Source organism: Spongiactinospora sp. 9N601 (assembly GCF_044326295.1).
Lineage (GTDB): Bacteria > Actinomycetota > Actinomycetes > Streptosporangiales > Streptosporangiaceae > Spongiactinospora > Spongiactinospora gelatinilytica.
Map to the genome: position 1 here is coordinate 570,255 of NZ_JBIRBB010000003.1, position 22,797 is coordinate 593,051.

The window sequence follows — 22,797 nt, forward strand, 5'->3', positions numbered from 1 at the left end:
TTTCGCGACCTTCACCCGGCCTTCCGTGTGGCGGTACGGCGTTCCGTTTCCGGTCGCCGGGCGGCCCGCCGATGGGGAGGCCGGACCGGGCACCGCCGAGGCTGTGCTATGGAAAACGCTTCCGCGTAATGAATAGCTGCCGGAATTATCCTAATATGCCCTTTTTGTACTGCAAATTGATTACAATTCCGCAACATACAGAATCCGGTTTACTCCTGGTTTACCTTCTCCTCTAACGTCCCGATTGCGGATTTCTAGGTGCCGCGTCACAGGCGTCGCAGAGATCCAGTGACGGCATGCTGACACCCGGTATGCCAGGACTTGTGCCCGGTAAACCCGGGCGAGGGAGGAACAGTCTGTTGTCCAGCAGAGGCAGGGGCGCCGGGCGGCGCCTACTCGCTATCGTGCCAGCGATCGGGTTAACCGCCGCCGGATTGACGGTGGTGGGGGCCGCCGCTCCTTCGGACGCGTCGGTCGCCCGTTACCAGCCGAGCGCCGCCGACCATTACATCAACTACGCCGCTCCCCGTGTCCAGCAGGAACAGGACGAGCGCTCGGTCGACGACCGGGCCCGTTCGCTGTCGCCGGCGGAGAAGGTGGACCGGAAATTCTCCAGCGGTAACCCGGTCACCGGCCGGATCCTCGCGCAGCGGGAGCGCGAGGCGATCAGGACCGGGAAGAACCCCGCGGAGTTCATCTTCAAGAAGTCCAAGCAGACGCGGACGGCCAAGCTGCTCACGCTGCTCGTGGAGTTCAATGAGAACGCCAATGACGACTTCTCCGGATTCAAGCGTCCGCGCGTCATCGGCAGCCCCCCCAGCGACTGTGTCACCGAGCCGCCCGGCACACTGCTGAACGGCCCGCTCCACAACGATCTCCCCGACCCCGCCACGCTGCCCAAGAAGGACAACAACAGCTTCTGGGTGCCGGACTTCAGCCCCGCGCACTTCAACAAGATGCTGTACACCAAGACGGGCATCACCGAGCGGGTCCGCAAGGACCTCAAGGGCCCCGACGGCAAGCCGGGCATCGACATCTCCGGCTACACCATGAAGAACATGTACGAGGAGATGTCCAAGGGCGCCTACTCGGTCACCGGCGAGGCCGTCGGCTGGATCAAGGCCCCGCACTCCGAGGCGTGGTACGGCGCCGCCGCCTGTGGCGGAGCCTCGCAGGACATGTCCGGCCACCCGGACAACAAGGTCGGCGCGGCCCAGCTCGCGATCGACGCGGTGAACGTCCTGGCGGCCCAGCAGCCGGACTTCCCCTGGGCCGACTACGACCTTGAGGACGTCTCCGACGCCGACGGCGACGGCAACTACGTCGAGCCCGACGGCGTGATCGACCACCTCGTGCTGGTCCACGCCGGCGCGGACAAGTCCGGTGACGGCGGCGAGCAGGGCACCTACGCCATCTGGGCGCACTCCAGCGCGGTGGCGGGCGGCCACGTCATCCCCGGCACCGACAAGAAGATCTCCAACTACATCGTGCAGCCGGAGGACTCCGGCGTCGGCGTGTTCGCCCACGAGTACGGTCACGACCTGGGCCTGCCCGACCTGTACGACACCTCCGGCAACGCCGAGAGCGCGGTCGACTTCTGGGACCTGATGTCCAGCGGCTCCCACTCGGGCCCGATCTTCCAGTCCATGCCGACCCACATGGGCCTGTGGGACAAGTGGGTGCTCGGCTGGGCCAACCCGAAGACCTTCAACCCCGGTGACAGGTCGCGGGTGGTGCCCGTCGGCCAGACCTCGCGCACTCCGAAGTACACCGAAGACGGTGTGCGGGTGAACCTGAAGAGCGAGCCGCTGGCGATGGTCAAGCCGCACAGCGGATCCAAGACCTGGTGGTCCAACCTGGACCAGGAGTGGGCCGACGTCAAGCTCGCCCGCGACATCCAGGTGCCGAGCGGCACGGACGTGAAGTTCTGGCTGTGGAACAACTACGAGATCGAGGGCGACTGGGACTACGGCTTCATCGAGGTGTCCACCGACAACGGCGCCACGTGGACCCAGCAGAAGGTCTACGACGAGGCCGGCACCGAGGTGACCACCCCCGACGGTTACCCCGACCCGAACAAGAACCTCGCCACCTTCGGCAACAAGAAGTACGGCCTGACCGGCAACACCGACGGCTGGCGGCACGACTACGTCAACCTGACCCCGTTCGCCGGTAAGTCGATCAAGCTCAGGCTGACCTACAACTCCGACGCCGCCTACACCCCGCGCGGCTGGCACGCCGACGACTTCGCCCTCACCAACGGCACCGAGACCGTGTGGAGCGACGACGTCGAGAACGGCGCCAACGGCTGGCTGACCATGGGCGGCTCGCACACCAACACCCACGGCGCCGGCTGGAACCAGAACGACGGCTTCCGCGCCATCGACCGGTTCTACCTCGCCGAGTGGCGCAACCTGGACGGCTTCGACAAGGGCCTGCAGTACGCCTACGACACCTCCTACCTGCGTGACGGCGCGTGGAAGGTGGAGAAGGTCAAGTACAACGCCCCGGGCATGCTGGTCTGGTACCGCGACTCCACCCACACCACCAACAACATCGCCGACACCATCGGCGCCCCGCCGAGCATCGGCCCCAAGGGCAGCCTGCTGCTGGTCGACTCGCACTACGAGCCGCTGCGGCGCACCGGCGAGGCCGCCGAGAAGGACCCCAACCTGAGCAAGAACCTCCAGGGCCGGGTCCAGACCTCCAACGCGGCCTTCTCGTTCAAGAAGACCTACCCGTTCACCGAGTGCCTGGAGGCGGCCGACGAGCCGTTCAGCGAGTACTGCACCAAGTTCTCCGCGCTTCCGGCGGTCCCGCACTTCACCGACGCCAAGACCTGGTACCCGGGCATCGAGGTGCGCGAGGACGGGCTGTACTACCGCGACGGCGACGCCTCGGTGGTCGTGCCCTCCAAGAACGACGAGGCTTACTCCACGCGCGTCGTGAACGTGGACGGCACTCCCGCCAAGGAGCTGTACGGCCAGGTCATCACCGGCAACCATGTGCTCGGCTCCGGCAACCCCGGCGACGAGAACAAGGCGCTCGGCGTCCAGCTCCGGCTGCTCGCCCCGCTGCCCGGCAACCTCGCCGCTTTGATCCAGGTGACCCCGCCCAAGAAGTAGGTCCCGAGGATCGATTCCGCTGATCGAAGGCGCGTCGCCGTGGCCGGTCTCCCGGCCGCGGCGACGCGTTCGCATGAGGGCCGTACGATGTGCTCGGAAATTCGGGCGGGCCCGCCCGGCCGTACCGGATGAGGGGAAGCGTGAGCGAGCAGCGCAGCAAGGACGAGCACACGGCGGCCATCAGGACCGACCGCAAGATCGCCGTGGTGGTCAACACCCACTCGCGCCGGGGCCGCCGCCGCTTTCCCGAGGTGCTGCGCCTGCTGGACGCCAAGGGCCTGGAACCGATGGCGGTCCACGCGGTGGTCAACCCCAAGCGGCTGCGCCAGACGCTGGAGAGCGCCCTGGCCCTCGGCCCCGACCTGCTCATCGTCGGCGGCGGCGACGGCACGCTGAGCACCGCGGTCAAGCACCTGGCCCAGCGTGATGTCGCGCTCGGCGTGCTGCCACTCGGTACCACCAACAACTTCGCCCGCAGCCTGGGCCTGCCGCTCGACCTGCCGGGCGCGGCCGAGGTGTTCCGCACCGGCAAGGTCGCCGACGTGGACGTCGGCATGGCGGGCGACCGGCCCTTCGCCAACCTGGCGAGCTTCGGGGTGTCGGTCGAGGTGGCGAGCAGGGTACGGCCGTGGCTCAAGCGGCTGGTCGGGCGCGCGGCCTATCCGCTGACCGCGCTCGCCGTGCTCCCGCGGTACCGGCCCTTCCGCGCCTACATCACGGTGGACGGCCGCCGCCACGAACTGCTGACCCACCAGCTCAACGTGGCCAACGGCCGCTTCCACGGCGGCCGGCAGGTGGCCAGGGACATGAGCATCGACGACGGCACGCTGGTGGCCTACCAGCTCGGCTCGGGCAAACTGCTGCGGCTGCTGCTGGAGACCATGGTCAGGGCGGTCAGCGGGCGCTGGCGCAGCCTGGCGGGCGGGCCGTTCGTCGTCGGCGGCGAGATGCTGCTGGAGACCGATCCGCCGATGGCCGCCGAGGTGGACGGCGAGGTACGGCTGCGTACCCCGCTGACCCTGCGCACGGTGCCGAACGGCCTGCGGGTGATGGTCCCGGCCGCCTTCGAGGATCGCTGAGCGGCCGTCTGGTTTGCCCGCGCTGTCCCGGGTAGACGAATCCCCACATTCCCCGACTTTCGAGATTCGACGGTCGAGTCATGTGGAGGTGCGAGATGAGCGAGACCGACCCAGGAGGGCCGTCGGCCCGGCACACCGCCGGTGAGGTGGGGGCCCGCAGACACCCCGTGGGTGAGGCCGTACGGGCCGATGAGAGCGGTTCGCTGAACGTCCCGCCCACCCAGCGCGAGACGGGCGGGGAGGCCCACCGGGGCACCGGTGAGGACACCGGCGTGCCCACCCCCGCATCCGGCCGGGGGAGCGGCGAACCGATCGCGGGGACGTCCGCCCCCGCGGACCTGGACCGCACCCGCCCGGCGGCCCCGCCGTCCAGTGACGCCGACCGGATCGGCGAGGCCGCGGCCGAGATCCGCGAACGGCGCAGGCCGACCAAGTTCCTGATGCTCGCGGCGGGCACCGCCGTCGCCCTGGTCGCCCGCCGCCTGCTCCGCCGCCGCCGCGGATAGGCCGCGACCCCGTCCGGAGGGCGCCGCCGGGCTGACAGACTGAGGGGCGTGGAGTGCCTTTTCTGTGCCATCGCCGCGGGCGCGCAGCCCGCGCAGATCGTGCTGGACGACGAGGTCGCGGTCGCCTTCCTGGACGCCAGGCCGGTGTTCAAGGGGCATGTGCTGGTCGTCCCGCGCGAGCACGCGGAGACCCTGACCGACCTGCCGGTCCCCGCCGTCGGGCCGTTCTTCCAGCGGGTCCAGAGCATGGCCGCCGCCGTGGAGGAGGGCCTGTCGGCCGCGGGCACGTTCGTGGCGATGAACAACCGGATCAGCCAGAGCGTCGCCCACCTGCACGTCCACATCGTGCCCCGCAACCGCAAGGACGGCCTGCGCGGGTTCTTCTGGCCCCGGGTCAAGTACGCCGACGAGGCGGAGGCGGCCTCCTACGCGGACAAGATTCGTTCCGCGCTGCGCGGCTGACCGGCTAGCCTGCCGCTGTGGCAGTGGAACCCCTCGTCGCGGTGGTCGTGGTGGCCGTTCTGGTGAGCGTGCCCACGTTCGTGCTGTGGCGGGTGCTCCGCGGGCGCAGGGAGCTGGGCAGCAGCCCCGCCGAGCGGGCCACCTTCGAGACCCTGCACACCGCCTCGCTGGCCGCGCCCCCGCTGCGCGCCGGGCTGACCGAGACCGGGGCCACCAAGGCATCCCGCCACCTGCGCGAACTCCTCGGCTCACCGGCCCTGGCGATCACCGACGGGGAGCGGCTGCTGGTCTACGACGGCGTGGGCGAGCACCACGCCGCCGCCGCCTTCGACCTGGCCGGTCAGACCTTCAAGGACGGCAGGACCCACGTCTTCGGCCCCGACGTGGTCACCTGCGACCAGCCCGAGTGCCCGATCAGGTTCGCCGTGGTGGTCCCGCTCACCCCCGACGACCGGGTGGTCGGCACGCTCACCGCGTACGGCGGGCACGCCTCGGCCGGCCTGGTCCGCGCCGCCCAGGAGGTCGCCCGCTGGGTCGACTCCCAGCTCGAACTGGCCGAACTCGACCGATCCCGCACCCTGCTGATGGAGGCCGAGGTCCGCGCGCTGCGCGCGCAGATCTCCCCGCACTTCATCTACAACTCCCTGACCACCATCGGCTCCTTCGTCCGCACCGACCCCGAGCGGGCCAGGGAGCTGCTGCTGGAGTTCGCCGACTTCACCCGCTACTCCTTCCGCAGGCACGGCGACTTCACCACGCTCGCCGAAGAGCTGCGCTCCATCGACCGCTACCTCACCCTGGAACGCGCCAGGTTCGGCGACCAGCTCCAGGTCACGCTGCGCATAGCGCCGGAGGTGCTGCCGGTGGCGGTGCCGTTCCTGTGCCTGCAGCCGCTGGTGGAGAACGCCGTGCGGCACGGCCTGGAGAGCAAGCCGGGCACCGGCCGCATCTCGATCATCGCCGAGGACGCCGGCGCGGAGTGCTCGATCAGCGTGGAGGACGACGGCATCGGCATGGACCCCGAACGGCTGCGCCGCATACTGGCGGGCGAATCCGGCGAGCGCTCGGGGGCCGGCGGAGTCGGGCTGGCGAACGTGGACGTACGGCTGCGCCAGGTCTACGGTGACGAGTACGGCCTGGTCGTGGAGACCGCTCCGGGCGCCGGTACCAAGATCAACGTACGCGTCCCCAAGTACCACCCGGGCGTGTCCGCGCGCTGATCTACTCCCGTACCCGTTGACTTCTGATGCCGGTTTCATCACGCTCTTGTGCATTCGCCGATTAAGGAGGGGAGCCCTGGTGGTCGGCCTGCGCGTCCTCGCTGTTGACGATGAGCTGCCCGCGCTGGAGGATCTCGCCTACCTCCTGCGGGCCGACACGAGGATCGCCGAAGTGGCCACGGCCAGGGACGGCGCCGCCGCACTGCGGCTTTTGGACCGTGGCATCGCCGAGGGCAGGCCCATCGACGCGGTCTTCCTCGACATCCGCATGCGCGGCCTGGACGGGGTGGTGCTGGGCCGGCTGCTCTCGCGGTTCGCCAACCCGCCGCGGGTCGTGTTCGTCACCGCCTACGAGGACCACGCGGTGGACGCTTTCGAGATCAAAGCGGAGGACTACCTGCTCAAACCGGTACGCCCGGAACGGCTGGCCGAGGCGATCCGGCGGGTGAGCGTCGCCGCCGAGCTGCCCGACCCGGAGACGGGGGGCCGCGAACCGGACACCATCCCGGTCGAACTGGGCGGGGTCACCCGGTTCGTGTCCAGCACCGACGTCAAGTACGTCGAGGCGCAGGGCGACTACGCCCGGCTGCACACCGAGGGCGGCAGCCACCTGGTCCGGATCTCGCTGGCCACGCTGGAGGAGCGCTGGGCCCCGGTGGGGTTCGTCCGGGTGCACCGCAGCCACCTGGTCGCCGTCAAGCACATCGACGAGCTGCACATCGACTCCGGCCGGTGCGTGGTGCGCGTCGGCGAAACGGAAATACCGGTGAGCCGCCGCCACACCAGGGAGCTTCGTGATCTGCTTGTGCGCAGGGCGCGCAAGGCCCAGAGCTAGCTCGCACCGCAGGGGGGACGATGACCGAACGGCAGCGCAGGGTGGTGGTGACCAGCCCGCGCACGGTGGCCGCACGCCGTCCGCGCCATCCGGTGACCCGGGAGCTGGACGAGCAGACCCGGCTCGGCGAGGTCTACATGCGCTCGCTGATCAGGACGCAGTTCCGGCTCGGCCTGTTCGTGTGCACCCTGCTCGGGTGCGTCATCGGCGGGCTGCCGCTGCTGTTCCTGCTGGTGCCGGAGCTGCGTGAGGTGCATCTGGGCGGGCTGCCGTTGCCCTGGGCGGTGCTGGGCGGGCTGATCTTCCCGGCCTTCGTCGTGGGGGCCTGGCTGTACGTACGGCAGGCCGAGCGCAACGAACGCCACTTCGCCGACATCATGGACGAGCGCCAGTGAGCACCGCCTCCGGCGTCACCGCGGTGGTCCTGGTCGTGGTGACGGCGGTGCTGATCGGCGCGTTCGGGCTGCGCCTGTCGCGCACCACCTCCGACTTCTACGTGGCCTCGCGAACGGTCTCCCCGCTGTGGAACGCCTCCGCGATCGGCGGCGAGTACCTCTCGGCGGCCTCCTTCCTGGGCGCGGCCGGGCTGATCCTCGCCTACGGGGCCGACATGCTGTGGTTGCCGGTCGGCTGGACCGGCGGCTACCTGGTGCTGCTGGTCCTGGTGTCGGCCCCGCTGCGCAGGTCCGGGGCCTACACGCTGCCCGACTTCGCCGAGGCGCGGCTGTCGTCTATGACCGTCCGCCGTACGGCGAGCGTGCTGGTCGTGCTGATCGGCTGGCTGTACCTGATGCCGCAGTTCCAGAGCGCGGGCGTGGTGCTGCGGACGATCACCGGGGCCCCCGAGTGGGTGGGCGGGGTGCTGGTGGCGGTCGTGGTGGCGGTCAACGTGCTGTCCGGCGGGATGCGGTCGATCACGTTCGTCCAGGCGTTCCAGTACTGGCTCAAGCTCACCGCGCTGGCCCTGCCCGTGATCTTCCTGCTCCTGGCCTGGCGCGACGCCGGGGCCCCCGGCATCAGCGAGCACGACGCCGCGAGCTGGGCGCTGCCGCTGGGCGGGGAGCGGGAGTATCCGCTGTACGCGACGTACTCGCTGATCCTGGCGACCTTCCTGGGCACGATGGGGCTGCCGCACGTGCTCGTGCGCTTCTACACCAACCCGGACGGGCGGGCCGCCCGCCGGACGACCCTGGTCGTGCTGTCCCTGCTCGGCGCGTTCTATCTGCTGCCCGCGATCTACGGCGCGCTCGGCCGGCTCTACACTCCCGACCTGATCGCCAGCGGGCGCACCGACGAGGTGGTGCTCGCGCTGCCCGGCCGCATGATCGGCGGGACGCTGGGCGACCTGCTGGCCGCTCTGGTCACGGCGGGGGCGTTCGCGGCGTTCCTGTCCACCTCCTCGGGGCTGACCGTGTCGGTCGCCGGGGTGATCGCCCAGGACATCCTGCGCGGCGGCGTGCGGTCCTTCCAGCTGGCCACGGTGGCGGCGGTGATCGTGCCGCTGGTGCTGGCCGCGGCGGCGCGCTCGCTGCCGGTGGCCGACGTGGTGGGCCTCGCGTTCGCGGTCGCGGCCTCGTCGTTCTGCCCGCTGCTGGTGCTCGGCATCTGGTGGTGGCGGCTGACCTCGACCGGCGCGATGGCCGGGCTGCTGGCCGGCGGCGGACTGGCCAGCGCGGCGGTGGTGACCACGATCGTGATCGGCCCGCACTCGGGCTGGGCGGGCGCGCTGCTGGCCCAGCCCGCCGCCTGGACCGTGCCGATCGCCTTCGTGGTGATGATCGTGGTCTCGCTCGCCACCCCCGGCAAGGTGCCCGCCGACGTGACGCGCACCATGGTACGCCTGCACGCCCCGGAAGGGCTCAACGTCAACCGCGGCGACTGGCGTCCCAGGCGATCCTGACCAGCGCTTCCCCGGGTTCCTGAGAACGGCCGACCGCTCGTCGCGGATATCCGACCTTTCACCGCAATGGGCCGCCTGCTGAACGCCATGCCGTGACGACTCGGCGACCGGCCCGGCGCTGCCTCTTCTTAGGGGCGGCTTCCCCTTCTACGGTATGCGTGATCCACATCACAGCCGTGGGAGGCTCGGTGACGACCAAAGAACATGACGCGTCCGTCTACGAACAGGTGCAGACGAGTCAGGAGTTCCAGGAGCTGAAACGGCGCTTCCGCGCTTGGACGTTCCCGATGACCGCGGCCTTCCTGGCGTGGTACCTGCTCTACGTGCTGCTCTCCGGCTGGGCTCGTGACTTCATGGGGATCAAGCTCTTCGGCAACATCAACGTGGCCTTGGTGTTCGGGGTGCTCCAGTTCGTGTCCACGTTCTGGATCGCCTGGGCCTACTCCAGGCATGCGGCCAAGAAGCTGGACCCGCTGGCCGACAAGCTCCGTCACGAGGTCGAGGAGAAGCACTAGTGAGTTCAGAGGCGCTTTCCACCACCCTCTTCCTGATATTCGTCGCGGCGACGCTCGGCATCACCTTCTGGGCCAGCCGCAACACCAAGACCGCCGCCGACTACTACGCCGGCGGCCGCTCGTTCAGCGCGGCGCAGAACGGCATGGCGATCGGCGGCGACTACATGTCCGCCGCCTCGTTCCTCGGCATCGCCGGGATCATCGCCCTGTCCGGCTACGACGGTTTCCTGTACTCCATCGGCTTCCTGGTCGCCTGGCTGGTGGCGCTGCTGCTGGTCGCCGAGCTGATGCGCAACTCCGGCAAGTTCACCATGGCCGACGTGCTGGCCTTCCGGATGAGCCCGCGCCCGGTGCGTACCGCGGCCGGCGTGTCCACGATCACGGTCAGCATCTTCTACCTGCTGGCCCAGATGGTCGGCGCGGGCGCGCTGGTCGGCCTGCTGCTCGGCATCGACTCGCCCGCAGGCAAGGCGCTGACCATCGTCGGCGTCGGCATCCTGATGATCGTCTATGTGGTCTTCGGTGGTATGAAGGGCACCACCTGGGTGCAGATCGTCAAGGCCGTGCTGCTGATGACCGGGGCCGCGCTGATCACGCTGCTGGTCCTGATGCAGTTCGGCTTCAACCTCTCCGGGCTGCTCGGCGAGGCCGCCGCGGAGAGCGGCAAGGGCGCCGCGTTCCTGGAGCCCGGCCTGAAGTACGGCACCGAGGCGCAGGGCCTGGCCGGGAAGATCGACCTGGTCAGCCTGGGCATCGCGCTGGTGCTCGGCACCGCCGGTCTGCCGCACATTCTGATCCGCTTTTACACCGTTCCCACCGCGAAGGACGCCCGGAAGTCGGTCATCTGGGGCATCGGCATCATCGGCGTCTTCTACCTGCTCACGCTGGTGCTCGGCTTCGGGGCGGCGGCGCTGGTGGGTGGCAAGGCGATCACCGCGGCGGACAAGGCGGGCAACACCGCCGCGCCACAGCTCGCCAAGGCGATCGGTGACCTCATGTTCGGCACGGTCGGCGGCACGATCCTGCTGGCGATCATCGCGGCCGTCGCCTTCGCCACCATCCTGGCCGTGGTCGCGGGTCTCACCCTGGCCTCCTCCTCCAGTTTCGCCCACGACCTCTACGCGCACGTGATCAAGCGCGGCAAGGTCACCGAGAAGGAGGAGGTGCGGGTCGCCCGGATCTCCGCCTTCGTGATCGGCGCGGCCTCCATCGGCCTGGGCATCCTGGCCCAGGGTCAGAACGTCGCCTTCCTGGTGGCGCTGGCCTTCGCGGTGGCCGCCTCGGGCAACCTGCCGGCGATCCTGTTCAGCCTGTTCTGGAAGCGGTTCAACACCGCCGGCGCGGTCTCGGCGATCTACGGCGGCCTGCTGTCCGCGCTGATCCTGGTGATCTTCTCGCCGGTCGTGTCGGGCAGCAAGACGGCGCTGTTCCCGGGGGCCGACTTCTCCTGGTTCCCGCTACAGAACCCGGGCATCATCTCCATCCCGCTGGGCTTCCTGTTCGGCTGGATCGGTACCCGGATGAGCAAGGAGTACAACGCCGCCAAGTACGCCGAGATCGAGGTCCGCTCGCTCACCGGCGTCGGCGCCGAGCAGGCCACACCGCACTGACGGCCGTCCCTTTCCAGGGTCCCCGGCGGGCGTCGCCCGCCGGGGCCCTTCCCGTTTCAGGCCGGGACGGTGACCTTGGCCGCTTCTTCGGCTCTTTCGGGGGCGGGGCCGGCGAGGGCCGACAGCTCCTCCAGGGCCGCGCGCAGGTGGCCGAACAGCCGCCACACGTCGTCCACGTGGCGCGGGCAGGCCAGCAGCCCGAAGTCGAGCGACCCGGCGTAGGAGAAGCAGGTGACGCTGAGCCCGCCGCTCAGGTCGGTGACCACCGACATCGGGTAGTACGCGACCACCTTGCCCCCGCACAGGTAGAGCGGGAGGCGCGGGCCCGGCACGTTGGAGACGATCAGGTTGACCGGCGGGCAGGCGAGCCCGGCGAGCCGGAAGACCGAGGCGGTGGCCAGCGCGGTCACCGGCGGCGGCAGCAGCGTGGAAAGGTCGCTCAGCCAGGTCGCGGGGGAGGAGGCGAAGCGGCGTTTGGCGGCGCGCATGGCATCCCTGGTGGCCAGCAGCCGCTCGCGCGGGTCGGCCAGGTGCGTGGCGATCGGGGCGGCCATCGCCGAGATCCGGTTGCCCACCGCGCCGGGGCCGCGTCCGCCTGGGCGAGCGCGGGCGGCCACCGGGACGGCGGCGATGAGCGGCAGGCCGGGCAGCACGTCCCGTTCGGCCAGCCAGGTCCGCAGCGCCGCCGCGCACATGGCCATGACCACGTCGTTGACGCTCATCCCGAAGGTCCTGCCGACCCGCCTGATCTCGGCCAGCGGCAGCGAGCCGTACGCGAACCGCCGCTGCCCGCTCACCGGCCCGGTCAGCGGCGTGCGCGGCACCTCCAGCGACGGCAGCGCGGGCGCCTGCCCGGCCTCGCCACCGAGCAGCCTGGCCATCCGCGCCACCCAGCGCGCCCCGGGCAGCGTGGCGGCGATCGGCACCGCGTCGAGGTCGGCCGCGGTCCGGCGGAGCGAGCCGAGCGCGCGCAGCGGGTGCGTCATCGAGTTGACCGCCGCCCCGGCGAGCATGCCGAGCGTGCCCGGCGCGGTGACCGGCTCGGCGGGGGGCCGCGCGGCGGCCGGCTCGGGGCCGACCGGCGCGAGGTCCAGCAGCGCGGCGAGCGTCTCGGCCCCGGACACGCCGTCGATGGCGCAGTGGTGAACCTTGGTGTAGATCGCCACCCGGCCGTGCTCCAGGCCGTGGATCAGGTGCATCTCCCACAGCGGCCGGTGCCGCGACAGCCTGCGCTCGTGCAGCCTGGCGACCACGTCGGTGAGCAGTTCGGGGGCGGGCAGCGTGGTCTCGTAGACGTGGTCGGCGGGGTCGAAGTCCGGGTCCTCGGCCCAGTACGGCAGGTCCAGCCCGAACGGGACGCCCGCCAGCCGCAGCCGCAGCGCGGGAGCCAGGTGCGCCCGCCGGCGCAGCAGCGCGACCAGCGTGCCCTTGGTGATCCGGCCCGGGGCGGCGTCGCCGGTATCGACGATCGCGACCCCGGCCACATGTGCGGTGGTCGTCGGCGACTCGGCATGGAGGAACTGCGCGTCCAGCGCGGTCAACTGGCGCAACGATCTCTCCCTCCAGCCGGGACGTCCATGGGAACATCCTGAGGTCTTCGCGTTTCCGGAGGGTTTCACACCTGCTGTCCGATGATTCTGACAGGTTAAATTCCGGTCACTAGCCGTTAAGCGTGCTATTTGTAGGGATCTCTTTGCGTCTCGCCGTAAGCGGGGCCTTTCACGCCGCGATCACGCGCACCGGGTGCGCCACCACCGCCCCGAACAGATAGCCGTCGGCGTTGAAGGGGACGCGGAGCGGCTGCGTGGTCCCCGTCTCGTCGGTCGCGCGGGCCAGCAGCGTGTAGCCGCCCGGGCCCGGCGGGCGCCAGGTGTACCGCCACCGCGCCCACCCGGCGGCCGGCCGCGGCCCGTGCAGCGTGGCACGTTCCCAGCTCGCGCCGCCGTCCACGCTGATCTCCACGCGTTCCACCCGGCCGTTGCCCGACCATGACCGCCCGCGCAGCTCCAGCTCCCGCCCGGCCGGCAGCGCGGCGTCCCAGGGCAGCTCGAAGGCGCTCTTGGGCACCTGTGTGGTGAGCGGCGGCCCCCATCGGGGCATCCGGTAGAACACCGTGTTCCACGGCGTCCGGATCGGCTCGTCGGACACCTCGATCTCGCCCAGCCACTTGATCGAGGCGACGCCGATCCAGGACGGCACGATGAGCCGGGCGGGGAAGCCGTGGTCAGGCGGCAGCGGCTCGCCGTTCATGTCCAGGGCGAGCAGCACGTCGTCCATGGCCTTGGCGATCGGCAGCGGGCGGCGGACCCTGCCGTGGTTGACCCCGCCGCAGATGTAGTCGGCGTCCAGGCCGGTGCCCAGTACGTCCACCGCGCGGGAGGTGAGCCCGGCCGATCGCAGCACGTCCGCCAGCGGCACGCCGCCCCACCTGGCCACCCCGATACCGCCCAGCCGCCACGGCGTGCCGGGTGTGGGGGTGCCCTGCTGGGAGGCGAAGAACGCGCGGCCGTTGCCCGCGCACTCCACCGCCGCCTCGACCGTCACCTGCGGCATCGCCCGCAACTCGGCGTAGTCGAAGGTCCGGGGCGCGCGAAGGGCCCGCCCGTGGACCCGCAGCCGCCAGCCCGCCACGTCGATGAGCGGCGTGGCGGTGTGGTTGCGCACGAAGAACCTGTCGTTGGGAACGTGGTAGCCCGTCCCGGCCAGCGCCTCCCAGCGGGTCTCGGCGTTGGTGTCGTGCGCGACGAACCACTCCGGCGGCAGCGGTTTGACTATGCCCCCGCTCACGGGAGGGGCGTCGCCCATGGGGTTCTCGTACGCCATCCGGTCGTCCCTTCGGTCAAACCACATATTCCCTACAGGGACAGTATGTAATCCTGGAGTACGCCACGCCGTATCCCGGAGTGGTTTTCCTCACCTCTGCCCATCTCCATACCCGCCGCCCGGTTCGCCTTGCCCGCCCCCGGCGCAGGAATGCCCTATGAGGAGCGATCCGCCGGGGGAGCCCGGAGTGGAACTGACCGACTCCGACGATCAGCGGGAGCTGGCCGCCCTGTTCCAGCGGGGCGAGAACCCGCACTTCTCCGGCATCAACACCTTCCTCAAGGCCCCTCACCTGCAAGAGCTGAGCCGGGTCGGCGAACACCAGGTCGCGGTGGTCGGGGTGCCGCTGGACGCCGGCGCGGCCCACCGCCCGGGGCCGCGGTTCGGGCCGCAGGGCATGCGGCGGATCTCCACACTGCACGTCTCGCACTACTGCGAGCGCGGCGCCGACCTGCTGGACGGGCTGGACATCGTGGATCTGGGGGACATCTTCCTGGCCCCCGCCGACCTGGACGCGGCCTTCGACCGGATCACCAGGGGAGTGGCGCACATCGTCTCGCACGGGGTGTTCCCGGTGGTGCTCGGCGGCGACCACTCCGTCGGGTACCCGGCCGCGCGCGGCGTGATGGAGGCGTTCGGCGGCAAGATCGGCGTGATCCACTTCGACCGGCACCTGGGGGCCCGCGAGCCGGACGGCGACCGCGGGGCCGCCCACGAGACCCACTTCGACCTGGGCAACCTCGTGCAGATCGGGGTGAGCGGGTGGCAGGCGGCACGCGCCCCCGCCCGGGACGGCTCGCTCGTGATCGCCGTGGAGGACGTGGAGGAACGCGGCCTGGACACCGTGGCGGACCAGGCGCTGGAGGCGGCCTGGAGCGGCGGGGCACGCGGGGTCTATCTGTCCTTCGACATCGACGCCGTCGATCCCGGGTTCGCGCCGGGGACGGGGTGGCCCGATCCCGGCGGGCTGTATCCGCGCGAGGCGCTGCGGCTGGTCCGGCGGTTCGCCACGGAGGGACTGCTGGGCATGGAGGTGGTGGAGGTCGCCCCGCCGTACGACTCCTCGGACGTGACCTCGCTGCTCGGGGTGCGGCTGATCTGCGAGGTGCTGGCCGCCTCGGTCGCCTCAGGCCACCTCGGCTGACCGCGCCGCGCCCGCCTTCAGCCGTCGCCGCGGCCCAGGAAGGCCAGCAGCCGCTCCAGCGGCCAGGTGTTGATCACGTCGTCTGTGGTGAGCCAGGCCCGCTGCGCGATGCCCACCCCGTAGCGCTGGTGGGCCAGGTGCGGGATGGCGTGCGAGTCGCTGTCGATGGAGAACTTCACGCCGTGGTGGCGGGCCAGCCGGACCAGCTCGGCCGGCAGGTCGGAGCGGTCGGGATAGGAGTCGATCTCCATGGCGGTGCCGGTGCGGGCCGCGCAGCGGAAGATCTCCTCCCAGTCGGCATCGACCGGCTCGCGCTTGCCGAGCTTGCGCGTGGTGGGGTGGCCGATGATGTGCACCTGCGGGTTTTCGCAGGCGGCGATGAAGCGGGCGGTCATCTCCGCCCGCGACTGGTTGAAGTGGGAGTGGACGCTCGCCACCGTCACGTCGAACCCCTCAAGGACCTCCACCGGCCAGTCGACCGTGCCGTCGGGGCCGATGTTCAGCTCGGTGCCGTGCAGCAGCCGCATGCCCGGGTAGGAGGTCTGCAACCGGGCCACCCGGTCTCGCTGGGCGAGCGCCTTGTCGAGGGTCATCCGCTGCATGACCAGGTCGGGCGCGTGGTCGGTGATCGCGTAGTAGGCGTAGCCCAGCCGCGCCGCCGCGGCCACCATGTCCGCCAGCGAGGCGATGCCGTCGGTCAGGTCGGTGTGGGTGTGCAGGTCGCCCTTCAGGTCATCGAGGGTGACCACCTCCGGCAGCCCGCCCTTGAGCGCCGCCGCGACCTCGCCGCCGTCTTCGCGCATGGTGGGCGGGATCCACGGCATGCCGAGCGCCGCGTAGATCTCCTCCTCGGTGCGGGAGGCGATCACCCGCTCGCCCTCGAACAGCCCGTACTCCGAGAGCTTCCAGCCCTTCTTGACGGCCATCTCCCGGATCCGGACGTTGTGCTCCTTGGACCCCGTGAAGTACTGCATGGCCGCGCCCCACGACTCGGCGGGCACCAGCCGCAGATCGACCTGCACGCCGCCGGTGGTGCGCACCGAGGTCTTCTTCTCTCCGGCGGCGATCACCTCCGCGATGTACGGCATCGCGCGGAACTCCTCCATCAGCGACGCCGGCGCCACGGCCAGGATGTCGATGTCGCCGATGGTGTCCTTCATCCGCCGCAGCGAGCCCGCGTAGGCGATCCGCCGCACGCCCTCGCCGGACAGCGAGGCGATGACCTTCTCGGCCAGCTCCATGGCGATGCCGATGTGCACCCGCCGCCCGGCCTGCTCCATCTGGTCGATGCCCTTGAGCAGGTTGGCCTCGGTGCGCGGGCCGAAGCCCTTGACCCCGGCGAGCCGGCCCGCCCCGATCGCCTCGCGCAGCGCGGCGGGGGAGTCGATGCCCAGCTCGGTGAACAGGAAGATGGCCTTCTTCGGGCCGAGCGAGGGAATGCGCGTCATCCGCCGCACGCCCTCGGGCACCCGGCCGCGCAGCTCGTCGAGCTGGCGGAAGCTGCCGCGGCTCAGGAACTCCTCGACCTTCTTGGCGATGGCCTCGCCCACCCCGGGCACCGAGCGCACGTCGCCGCCCGAGATGTCCTCCGGGTGGCCGGCGATGGCCTTGGCCGCCTTCTGGTAACTGCGCACCCGGAAGGCGTCGCCCCCGGTCATCGCGAACAGGTCGGCGTATTCCTGCAGCGCCGCCGCGGCCTCATCGTTCACCCGAGCCATGCCCTCAAGCGTAGGGGGTGGGTGCGACGTTTCCCGGCACCCGGGCCGTGCGCGCCCGGGTGCCGGTCCGCCCGTCACTTCTCGGTGATGAACTTGTGGTAGCGGCCCATCCAGTACGGCAGCAGGTAGGAGGTGCCGTCGTTGACGTGGGTGCCCGCTCCGCCCTGTTCGAGCTTGTACGGGTCGTGGTTCCAGTGGCCGATCACCCGCTCGTCGATCGGCAGCACCAGCCCGTTGCGGCGCATGCCGAGCTTGGCGGGGTCGGCGTCGGGCCGGATGTGCCGGCCGAGGTTGACGATGTCCAGCCGGGCGGTGTTGGTCTGCTTCCAGTCGATCATGTTGAGCGGGAACCGCTTGAGGGTGTCCACCGACTGCTCAAGCCACGGTCCGGGCATGTCCAGCGGGAAGGGCCCGTAGGCGTCCAGCCAGGTCTGGCCGGCCAGGCCCGTCGCGGCGATGAAGTTGAAGAACGGGTTCAGCTCGTACTGCTCCAACTGCCAGTAGTCGTACAGCGACCGGGCCCAGGACCGCTTGAGCTCGGCGTCCTTCTCGTAGGCCAGCAGGTGGTAGTAGTTCATGAACGCCATCTCGTCGTCGGACTGATTGCCGCCGCCGACGCCCGGAGTGACCTTGGGCGCGAGGGTGTTCATGTCGTAGCCGTGCTCGTCGATCAGCTTCTTCTTGGCCGCGGCGTACTTCGGGTCACCGGAGACGTGCTCGGCGATCGCCAGGAACGCCAGGATCGTCTGGCTGTTGAGCCCGCGCTCCTCGCGCCGCCACGGGTTGCCGTTGATCTCCTTGGGGTTGAAGAACCCCCATCGGGTGGGCTTGCCGTCATGGTCGACGAAGAAGAAGTCGCCTGCGATCAGGTGGTCGGTGGTCCGGGTGATGACCGACGCCACCTCGCGCTTCTCGGCGTCGTCCTTGGCGACGATGTCGTGGTAGAGGGCGTTGAAGAAGTAGTGCCCGACCAGTTCGTCGCTGCTGGTGTCGGTCTTCCAGTACCACTTGCCGTCCGCGCTCTTCGGCCAGCGCGGCACGAGGATCTTCCAGTACGCGTCGCCCTTCTGCTTGTCCCGGTCGCGCTGCTCGTTGTCGCGGATGTTGGGGTCGGTCGCGGTGGTCTCGATGATCGAGCGGGCGATGAACCCGGGCGGCGCGGGGTCGGTCCCGCCCTGGGTCACGTCGCCGAGGAACTTCAGCGCCTCGAAGACCTTGCGCGCGTTGTCCCTGGCGGCCGGGTCCTTGGCCGCGCCGTACCGGAACGCCTCGGCCGCGCCGTACATCGCGGTCCACAAACCGTCGTTGTCGCTGGAGCCCTGCACCCATTTGCTCAGGTCGCCCGGGGTGTGCAGGTCCACGCCCTCGACGAACCCGTACGGCGTGCGCCTGTGCATCGCGGCGATCGCCCGCTCGTAGACGTCGGCCTTCTCACCGAGCGTGGTACGGCGGGCCTCGATCTTGCCGACGCCTTCGGAGGTGGCGAAGTAGGCGTTGGCCTGCGCGTCCACCGCGATGGCCGCGACCGCGTCGCCGGGCAGCCAGCGGCGGCCCTGGCGGTACTCCCAGTTCGTGCCGTCGAAGCGGATGGCGCCACTGGCGGTGCCGAGCCAGATGTCGCCGTTCGCGCCCGGCGTGAGCGCGGTGAAGCCGAGCATGGGCAGGCCGTCGGCCGGGCCGTACGCCTTCCACGCGCCGCCGTCCCTGACGCCGATGCCGGACGCGGCGGCGTACCACAGCCGGTCCTTGCCGTCATAGGCGAGATGGCCGACCGCGGGGGTGGCGGACACCTGCTTCCAGCTTCGGCCCGCGCGTTCGTACACGCCGGTCGCGGTGGCGACGGCGATCGCGCCGGACTTCGCGGATCGGGCGATGGCCACCACGTCGCCGGGCAGCCGGTCGGGACGCCAGGCGTGGCCGCGGTCGTTGCGGTAGAGCCGGTCGCCCTGCGCGAGGACGAGGTCGGGGCCGCCGGCGAGCAGCGCCCTGGCCGGATCGACGCCGTGCGGCAGCCGCACGGACGTGGTGCGCCACCGGTCGCCGCTCGCGATCAGCAGGCCGCGCGCGGTCAGCGCGGCCAGGTCGCCGCCGCGCCAGGCCACCCGGTGCGCGGCTCCGGCGGCGACCTCCTTCCACGCCCCTGCGGCCCACACGGCCAGGCCCTTGTCATGAGCCGCGGCGACGACGCCGCCGGGGCCGGTGGCCAGGGAGACGGCCGTGCCGGGCAGCGCGGGGAGCGTGCCGCCGACCTGGAGTACGAACGGTTCGACTAGGGCGGGGGCGGCGGCCGTCGTCGTCGCGGCGTGCACCCCGGCGGCGGGGATGATCGCGACCGCGAGGGCGGCGGCGAGCAGGAGGTTGTGCGTACGGGCCATGGAATTCCTCCGTGGAGCAAGTAGTGCAGAACCTAGTAAAGAGTCTTTATTGCATCTAGGCAAGAGTCTTTACTAGAATCCGAGTCATGGCCCAGCACGCGACCCTCGCGACCCTTCGCGAGATCAACGCATCGGTGGTCCTCACGGCGATCCGAGCCGACCCCCCGCTGTCGCGGGCCGAGGTCAGCCGGCGCACCGGGATGACCAAGCCGACCGTCGCCAACGCGCTCGACCTGCTGCTGGCCGCCGGTCTGGTACGACAGGCGGCCCCACCCGGCGAGACGCACTACGGCGCGGTCTACTTCGAGCCCGTGCACACGCTGGCCCATGTCCTGGCCCTGGACATCGGCACCCGCTTCGTCCGGGGCGCGATCTGCGACCTCGGCGGCGCCATGCTGGCCCGGCACGACCAGCGCATAGCGGACTCCGCGCCGGAGACCGTGCTGGCGGCTGCCAAGGCCGTCCATGACGGCCTGCTGGAGGGCGGCGGCGATCGGCCCGGCCTGGAGGTCGCGGTGGCCGGCGTGCCCGGCGTGGTCGACCCCCGGGAGGGCGTGATCAGGGAGAGCAACCGGGCCGAGCTGGAGGGTGTGCCCATCAGGGCACGGCTCGCCGAGGCGCTCGGCGTCCCCGCCGAGGTGGAGAACGACGTCACCCTCGCCGCCGTCGGCGAGCACGCGTCCGGCGCCGGGCGGGGCGTGGACGACTTCGCGTTCCTGTCGATCGGCGCGGGCGTCGGCGCCGGGCTGGTGCTCAGCGGTCGCCCGCATCGCGGGCACCGGGGAGCCGCCGGTGAGGTGGACAACCCGCCGCCCGGACAGGAGTTCGCGCCCGACAGCCCCTCCGCCGACGCGCTGGTGAGCTGGTCGGCCGCCTTGCTCGGCGAGCGGCGCACCCCGGAGGAGCTGTTCGCGGCCGGGCGGGCCGGCGAGCCGAAGGCGGTGGAGATCCTCACCGAGCAGGCCAGGCGCACCGCTGTGCGGATCGCCGAGATCACCAAAGTGGCCGACGTCGAGCTGGTCGTGCTCGGCGGCGGCATCGGCCTGGCCAGCGCCGACATCCTCGGCCGGATCGAGGCCGCGCTCGCCGTCCTGGTCCGGCGTCCGCCCCGGCTCGCCGTGTCCGGCCTGGGCGACGCGCCGGTCCTGGTCGGCGCGATGGCCAGGGGCGCCCAGCTCGGCTGGGAGCGATTCACCACCCGCCGCATCAGCGAGGCGGCAGTCAGGAGCAACACATGAAGATCGCGGTCGTCGGGGGCGGCTCCACCTACACCCCCGAGCTGGTGGACGGGCTGGCCGCGCTGCCCGTCACCGAGCTGACGCTGACCGACCCGGCGGCCGACCGGCTCGCCGTGGTGGGTGCGCTGGCCGCGCGGATGTTCGCCAAGGCCGGCCATCCCGGGACCGTCCGCTGGACCACCGACCTGTCCGACGCCGTCGAGGGCGCGTCCGCCGTACTGCTCCAGTTGCGCGTGGGCGGCCAGCGGGCCCGGCTCGCCGACGAGACGTGGCCGCTGGAATGCGGGTGCGTGGGCCAGGAGACGACCGGCGCGGGCGGCCTGGCCAAGGCGCTGCGCACCGTCCCTCAGGTACTGCGGATCGCCGAGCGGGTCCGCGAGCTCGCCCCCGGCGCGTGGATCGTCGACTTCACCAACCCCGTCGGCATCGTCACCCGCGCGCTGCTGGACGCCGGTCACCGGGCGGTCGGGCTGTGCAACGTGGCGATCGGGTTCCAGCGGCTGTTCGCCCGCCTGCTCGGCGTCGCGCCCGCCGAACTGACCCTCGACCACGTCGGGCTCAACCACCTGACCTGGGAGCGGGCCGCCTGGGTGAACGGCGCCGACAGGCTCCCCGAGCTGCTGAGCGGCCACCCGGAGGAGATCACCGAAGAGACCGAGCTTCCGGCGGACCTGGTCCGCGGCCTCGGCGTGGTCCCCTCCTACTATCTGCGGTACTACTACACCCACGACGAAGTGGTCGCCGAGCAACGCCGCGGGCCCAAACGGGCCGAGCAGGTGCTCGACCTGGAACGGCGGTTGCTGGCGATGTACCCGGACCTTTCGGAAAAGCCGGCACTGCTCGAACAGCGCGGCGGAGCGCACTACTCCACCGCCGCCGTCGATCTGCTGACCTCACTGCTCGACGACCGCGGCGACACCCAGGTGGTCAACCTCCGCAACGGCGGGACGCTGCCCTTCCTGCCGGACTCCGCGGTCATCGAGGTCCCGGCCCGGATCACCGCCGCCGGTCCGGTGCCGCTGCCGGTGCGCCCGGTCGAGCCATTGCTTTCCGGCCTGATCGCGCACGTCACCGGCTACGAGGAACTGGCCCTGTCCGCCGCGCTGCACGGCGGGCGGGCCCGGGTGGAGGCCGCGCTGCTCGCCCACCCCCTGGTCGGCCGGTACGACCTGGCCAGGCGCCTCACCGACCGGCTGCTTGCCGCCAACCGCGAGCACCTCCCGTGGGCCGCGTGACCGGCCGGGCCGCGGTGCTCGCCATCGACGCGGGAAACAGCAAGACGGACGTGGCGCTGGTGTCGGCCCGCGGCGACCTGCTCGCCTGGGTGCGCGGCGGCGGCTTCAACCCGCACGAACGACGGCTGCCCGAGGCCATCGCCATGATCGCCGCCCTGGTGCGGCAGGCCGCCCCCGGCGGCGGCCCGGTCGCCGAGCACGTCGCCGCCTTCCTCGCGCACTGCGACCTGCCCGTCGAGCAGGAGGCGATGCGCGCCGAGATCGCCGCCCAGGGCTGGGCCCCGGACGTCACCGTCGACAACGACACCTTCGCCATCCTGCGCGCCGGGTCCGGCCGCCCGTACGGCGTGGCCGTGGTCTGCGGCGGCGGCATGAACTGCGTGGCCCTCTCACCCGGCGGCGGCTCGGCCAGGTACCCCGCGCTCGGCAGGCGCTCCGGCGACTGGGGCGGCGGCGAGTTCCTGGCCGAGGAGGTCCTGTGGTGGGCGGTCCGCGACGAGGACGGCAGAGGCGCCCCGACGATGCTGCGCGAGGCCGTCCCCGCGCACTTCGGCCTGCCCGACGTCGTCTCCGTGTGCGTCGCCTTCCACCTGCACGACCTGCCCGAGGAGCGGCTGCACGAACTCGTGCCGCTGCTGTTCGAGGTCGCCGGCCGCGGCGACGCGGTGGCCGGCGCGCTGGTCGACCGGCTCGGCGACGAGACGGCCGTCATGGCCACGGCCGCGATGGACCGCCTGGACTGGGACGACCGCACCATCCCCATCGTCCTCGGCGGCGGCGTGCTCACCGCCGCCAATCCGAGGCTGCTGGCCAGGATCGAGAAGGGGCTGCGCGGCACCGGGGCGGACGTGGACGTCCGCCTCCTCGCCGACCCGCCCGTCATCGGCTCGGCCCTGTACGGCCTCGACCGGCTGGGCGCCACCCGGCCGGACGTCGAACGACGCCTCACCGAGGCGATCACGACGAGCGTCCCTGTGACGCACGCACCAAGTAAGACCCCTTGAAGGGAGCC

Annotated in this window: 18 protein-coding genes; 14 read left to right on the plus strand and 4 right to left on the minus strand. The window is 71.2% G+C overall.

Annotated features, from left to right (window positions below):
- The first annotated feature begins 404 nt into the window (after positions 1-404).
- The 10 genes from ACH34R_RS09515 (at position 405) to ACH34R_RS09560 (ending at position 11,252) form a co-directional block, all read left to right on the plus strand.
- Positions 405-3,125: an immune inhibitor A domain-containing protein gene (locus ACH34R_RS09515; protein WP_397560927.1), complete on the plus strand. Its 2,721-nt coding sequence runs from the start codon at positions 405-407 to the stop codon at positions 3,123-3,125.
- A gap of 140 nt (positions 3,126-3,265) precedes the next feature.
- Positions 3,266-4,204: a diacylglycerol/lipid kinase family protein gene (locus ACH34R_RS09520; RefSeq protein ID WP_397560928.1), complete on the plus strand. Its 939-nt coding sequence runs from the start codon at positions 3,266-3,268 to the stop codon at positions 4,202-4,204.
- A 95-nt stretch (positions 4,205-4,299) separates the two neighbouring features.
- Positions 4,300-4,710 (plus strand): hypothetical protein, encoded by a 411-nt coding sequence (locus tag ACH34R_RS09525; protein ID WP_397560929.1) that lies wholly within the window; start codon positions 4,300-4,302, stop codon positions 4,708-4,710.
- Between the two features lie 48 nt (positions 4,711-4,758).
- Positions 4,759-5,172: an HIT family protein gene (locus ACH34R_RS09530; RefSeq protein ID WP_397560930.1), complete on the plus strand. Its 414-nt coding sequence runs from the start codon at positions 4,759-4,761 to the stop codon at positions 5,170-5,172.
- A gap of 23 nt (positions 5,173-5,195) precedes the next feature.
- Complete coding sequence (locus ACH34R_RS09535) at positions 5,196-6,392, plus strand: histidine kinase (protein WP_111169481.1); 1,197 nt, start codon at positions 5,196-5,198, stop codon at positions 6,390-6,392.
- A 79-nt stretch (positions 6,393-6,471) separates the two neighbouring features.
- A complete protein-coding gene (locus ACH34R_RS09540) occupies positions 6,472-7,227 on the plus strand; it encodes a LytR/AlgR family response regulator transcription factor (RefSeq protein WP_397560931.1) in 756 nt (251 codons plus the stop codon).
- Positions 7,228-7,247: 20 nt separating this feature from the next.
- Positions 7,248-7,622 (plus strand): hypothetical protein, encoded by a 375-nt coding sequence (locus ACH34R_RS09545; protein WP_397560932.1) that lies wholly within the window; start codon positions 7,248-7,250, stop codon positions 7,620-7,622.
- A complete protein-coding gene (locus tag ACH34R_RS09550) occupies positions 7,619-9,127 on the plus strand; it encodes a cation acetate symporter (protein WP_397560934.1) in 1,509 nt (502 codons plus the stop codon). The genes ACH34R_RS09545 and ACH34R_RS09550 overlap by 4 nt, the downstream gene beginning before the upstream one ends.
- Positions 9,128-9,315: 188 nt before the next feature.
- Positions 9,316-9,642 (plus strand): DUF485 domain-containing protein, encoded by a 327-nt coding sequence (locus ACH34R_RS09555; RefSeq protein ID WP_397560935.1) that lies wholly within the window; start codon positions 9,316-9,318, stop codon positions 9,640-9,642.
- Entirely contained in the window at positions 9,642-11,252 is a 1,611-nt protein-coding gene (locus ACH34R_RS09560; protein WP_397560937.1) for a cation acetate symporter, read from the plus strand. The genes ACH34R_RS09555 and ACH34R_RS09560 overlap by 1 nt, the downstream gene beginning before the upstream one ends.
- Before the next feature lie 56 nt (positions 11,253-11,308).
- Here ACH34R_RS09560 and ACH34R_RS09565 read toward each other — a convergent pair whose 3' ends face one another.
- Together ACH34R_RS09565 and ACH34R_RS09570 are read right to left on the minus strand one after the other, a co-directional pair.
- On the minus strand, positions 11,309-12,802 hold the full coding sequence (locus tag ACH34R_RS09565; protein ID WP_397560939.1) for a wax ester/triacylglycerol synthase family O-acyltransferase: 1,494 nt from the start codon (positions 12,800-12,802) through the stop codon (positions 11,309-11,311).
- Between the two features lie 169 nt (positions 12,803-12,971).
- Positions 12,972-14,075 (minus strand): sulfite oxidase, encoded by a 1,104-nt coding sequence (locus tag ACH34R_RS09570; RefSeq protein ID WP_397560940.1) that lies wholly within the window; start codon positions 14,073-14,075, stop codon positions 12,972-12,974.
- Positions 14,076-14,232: 157 nt separating this feature from the next.
- Here ACH34R_RS09570 and ACH34R_RS09575 point away from each other — a divergent pair, with 157 nt between their 5' ends.
- Positions 14,233-15,219, plus strand: coding sequence for an agmatinase family protein (locus tag ACH34R_RS09575; protein ID WP_397560941.1), 987 nt, complete (start codon positions 14,233-14,235; stop codon positions 15,217-15,219).
- Between the two features lie 17 nt (positions 15,220-15,236).
- On the opposite strand, the gene polX is transcribed toward ACH34R_RS09575, so the two are convergent.
- Both polX and ACH34R_RS09585 read right to left on the minus strand, forming a co-directional pair.
- Positions 15,237-16,937, minus strand: a complete 1,701-nt coding sequence (gene polX / locus ACH34R_RS09580; protein WP_397560943.1) for a DNA polymerase/3'-5' exonuclease PolX — start codon at positions 16,935-16,937, stop codon at positions 15,237-15,239.
- Between the two features lie 74 nt (positions 16,938-17,011).
- Positions 17,012-19,312, minus strand: a complete 2,301-nt coding sequence (locus ACH34R_RS09585; RefSeq protein ID WP_397560944.1) for a hypothetical protein — start codon at positions 19,310-19,312, stop codon at positions 17,012-17,014.
- A gap of 86 nt (positions 19,313-19,398) precedes the next feature.
- Between ACH34R_RS09585 and ACH34R_RS09590 the strand changes: the two genes are divergently transcribed.
- Genes ACH34R_RS09590 through ACH34R_RS09600 form a run of 3 tightly spaced genes read left to right on the plus strand, consistent with a single transcriptional unit; the run spans position 19,399 to position 22,789 of the window.
- Complete coding sequence (locus ACH34R_RS09590; RefSeq protein WP_397560945.1) at positions 19,399-20,550, plus strand: ROK family protein; 1,152 nt, start codon at positions 19,399-19,401, stop codon at positions 20,548-20,550.
- A complete protein-coding gene (locus ACH34R_RS09595) occupies positions 20,547-21,785 on the plus strand; it encodes a 6-phospho-beta-glucosidase (protein WP_397560946.1) in 1,239 nt (412 codons plus the stop codon). Before ACH34R_RS09590 ends, ACH34R_RS09595 begins: the two co-directional genes overlap by 4 nt.
- On the plus strand, positions 21,782-22,789 hold the full coding sequence (locus ACH34R_RS09600; RefSeq protein WP_397560947.1) for an N-acetylglucosamine kinase: 1,008 nt from the start codon (positions 21,782-21,784) through the stop codon (positions 22,787-22,789). Before ACH34R_RS09595 ends, ACH34R_RS09600 begins: the two co-directional genes overlap by 4 nt.
- Positions 22,790-22,797: the final 8 nt, after the last annotated feature.

Excerpts from the sequence above, each read along its gene's own strand:
- ACH34R_RS09525 (WP_397560929.1), top strand. The coding sequence starts at position 4,300 with ATGAGCGAGACCGACCCAGGAGGGCCGTCGGCCCGGCACACCGCCGGT.
- ACH34R_RS09545 (WP_397560932.1), top strand. The coding sequence starts at position 7,248 with ATGACCGAACGGCAGCGCAGGGTGGTGGTGACCAGCCCGCGCACGGTG.
- ACH34R_RS09570 (WP_397560940.1), bottom strand. The coding sequence starts at position 14,075 with ATGGCGTACGAGAACCCCATGGGCGACGCCCCTCCCGTGAGCGGGGGC.
- ACH34R_RS09575 (WP_397560941.1), top strand. The coding sequence starts at position 14,233 with ATGAGGAGCGATCCGCCGGGGGAGCCCGGAGTGGAACTGACCGACTCC.
- polX (WP_397560943.1), bottom strand. The coding sequence starts at position 16,937 with ATGGCTCGGGTGAACGATGAGGCCGCGGCGGCGCTGCAGGAATACGCC.
- ACH34R_RS09585 (WP_397560944.1), bottom strand. The coding sequence starts at position 19,312 with ATGGCCCGTACGCACAACCTCCTGCTCGCCGCCGCCCTCGCGGTCGCG.
- ACH34R_RS09590 (WP_397560945.1), top strand. The coding sequence starts at position 19,399 with ATGGCCCAGCACGCGACCCTCGCGACCCTTCGCGAGATCAACGCATCG.
- ACH34R_RS09595 (WP_397560946.1), top strand. The coding sequence starts at position 20,547 with ATGAAGATCGCGGTCGTCGGGGGCGGCTCCACCTACACCCCCGAGCTG.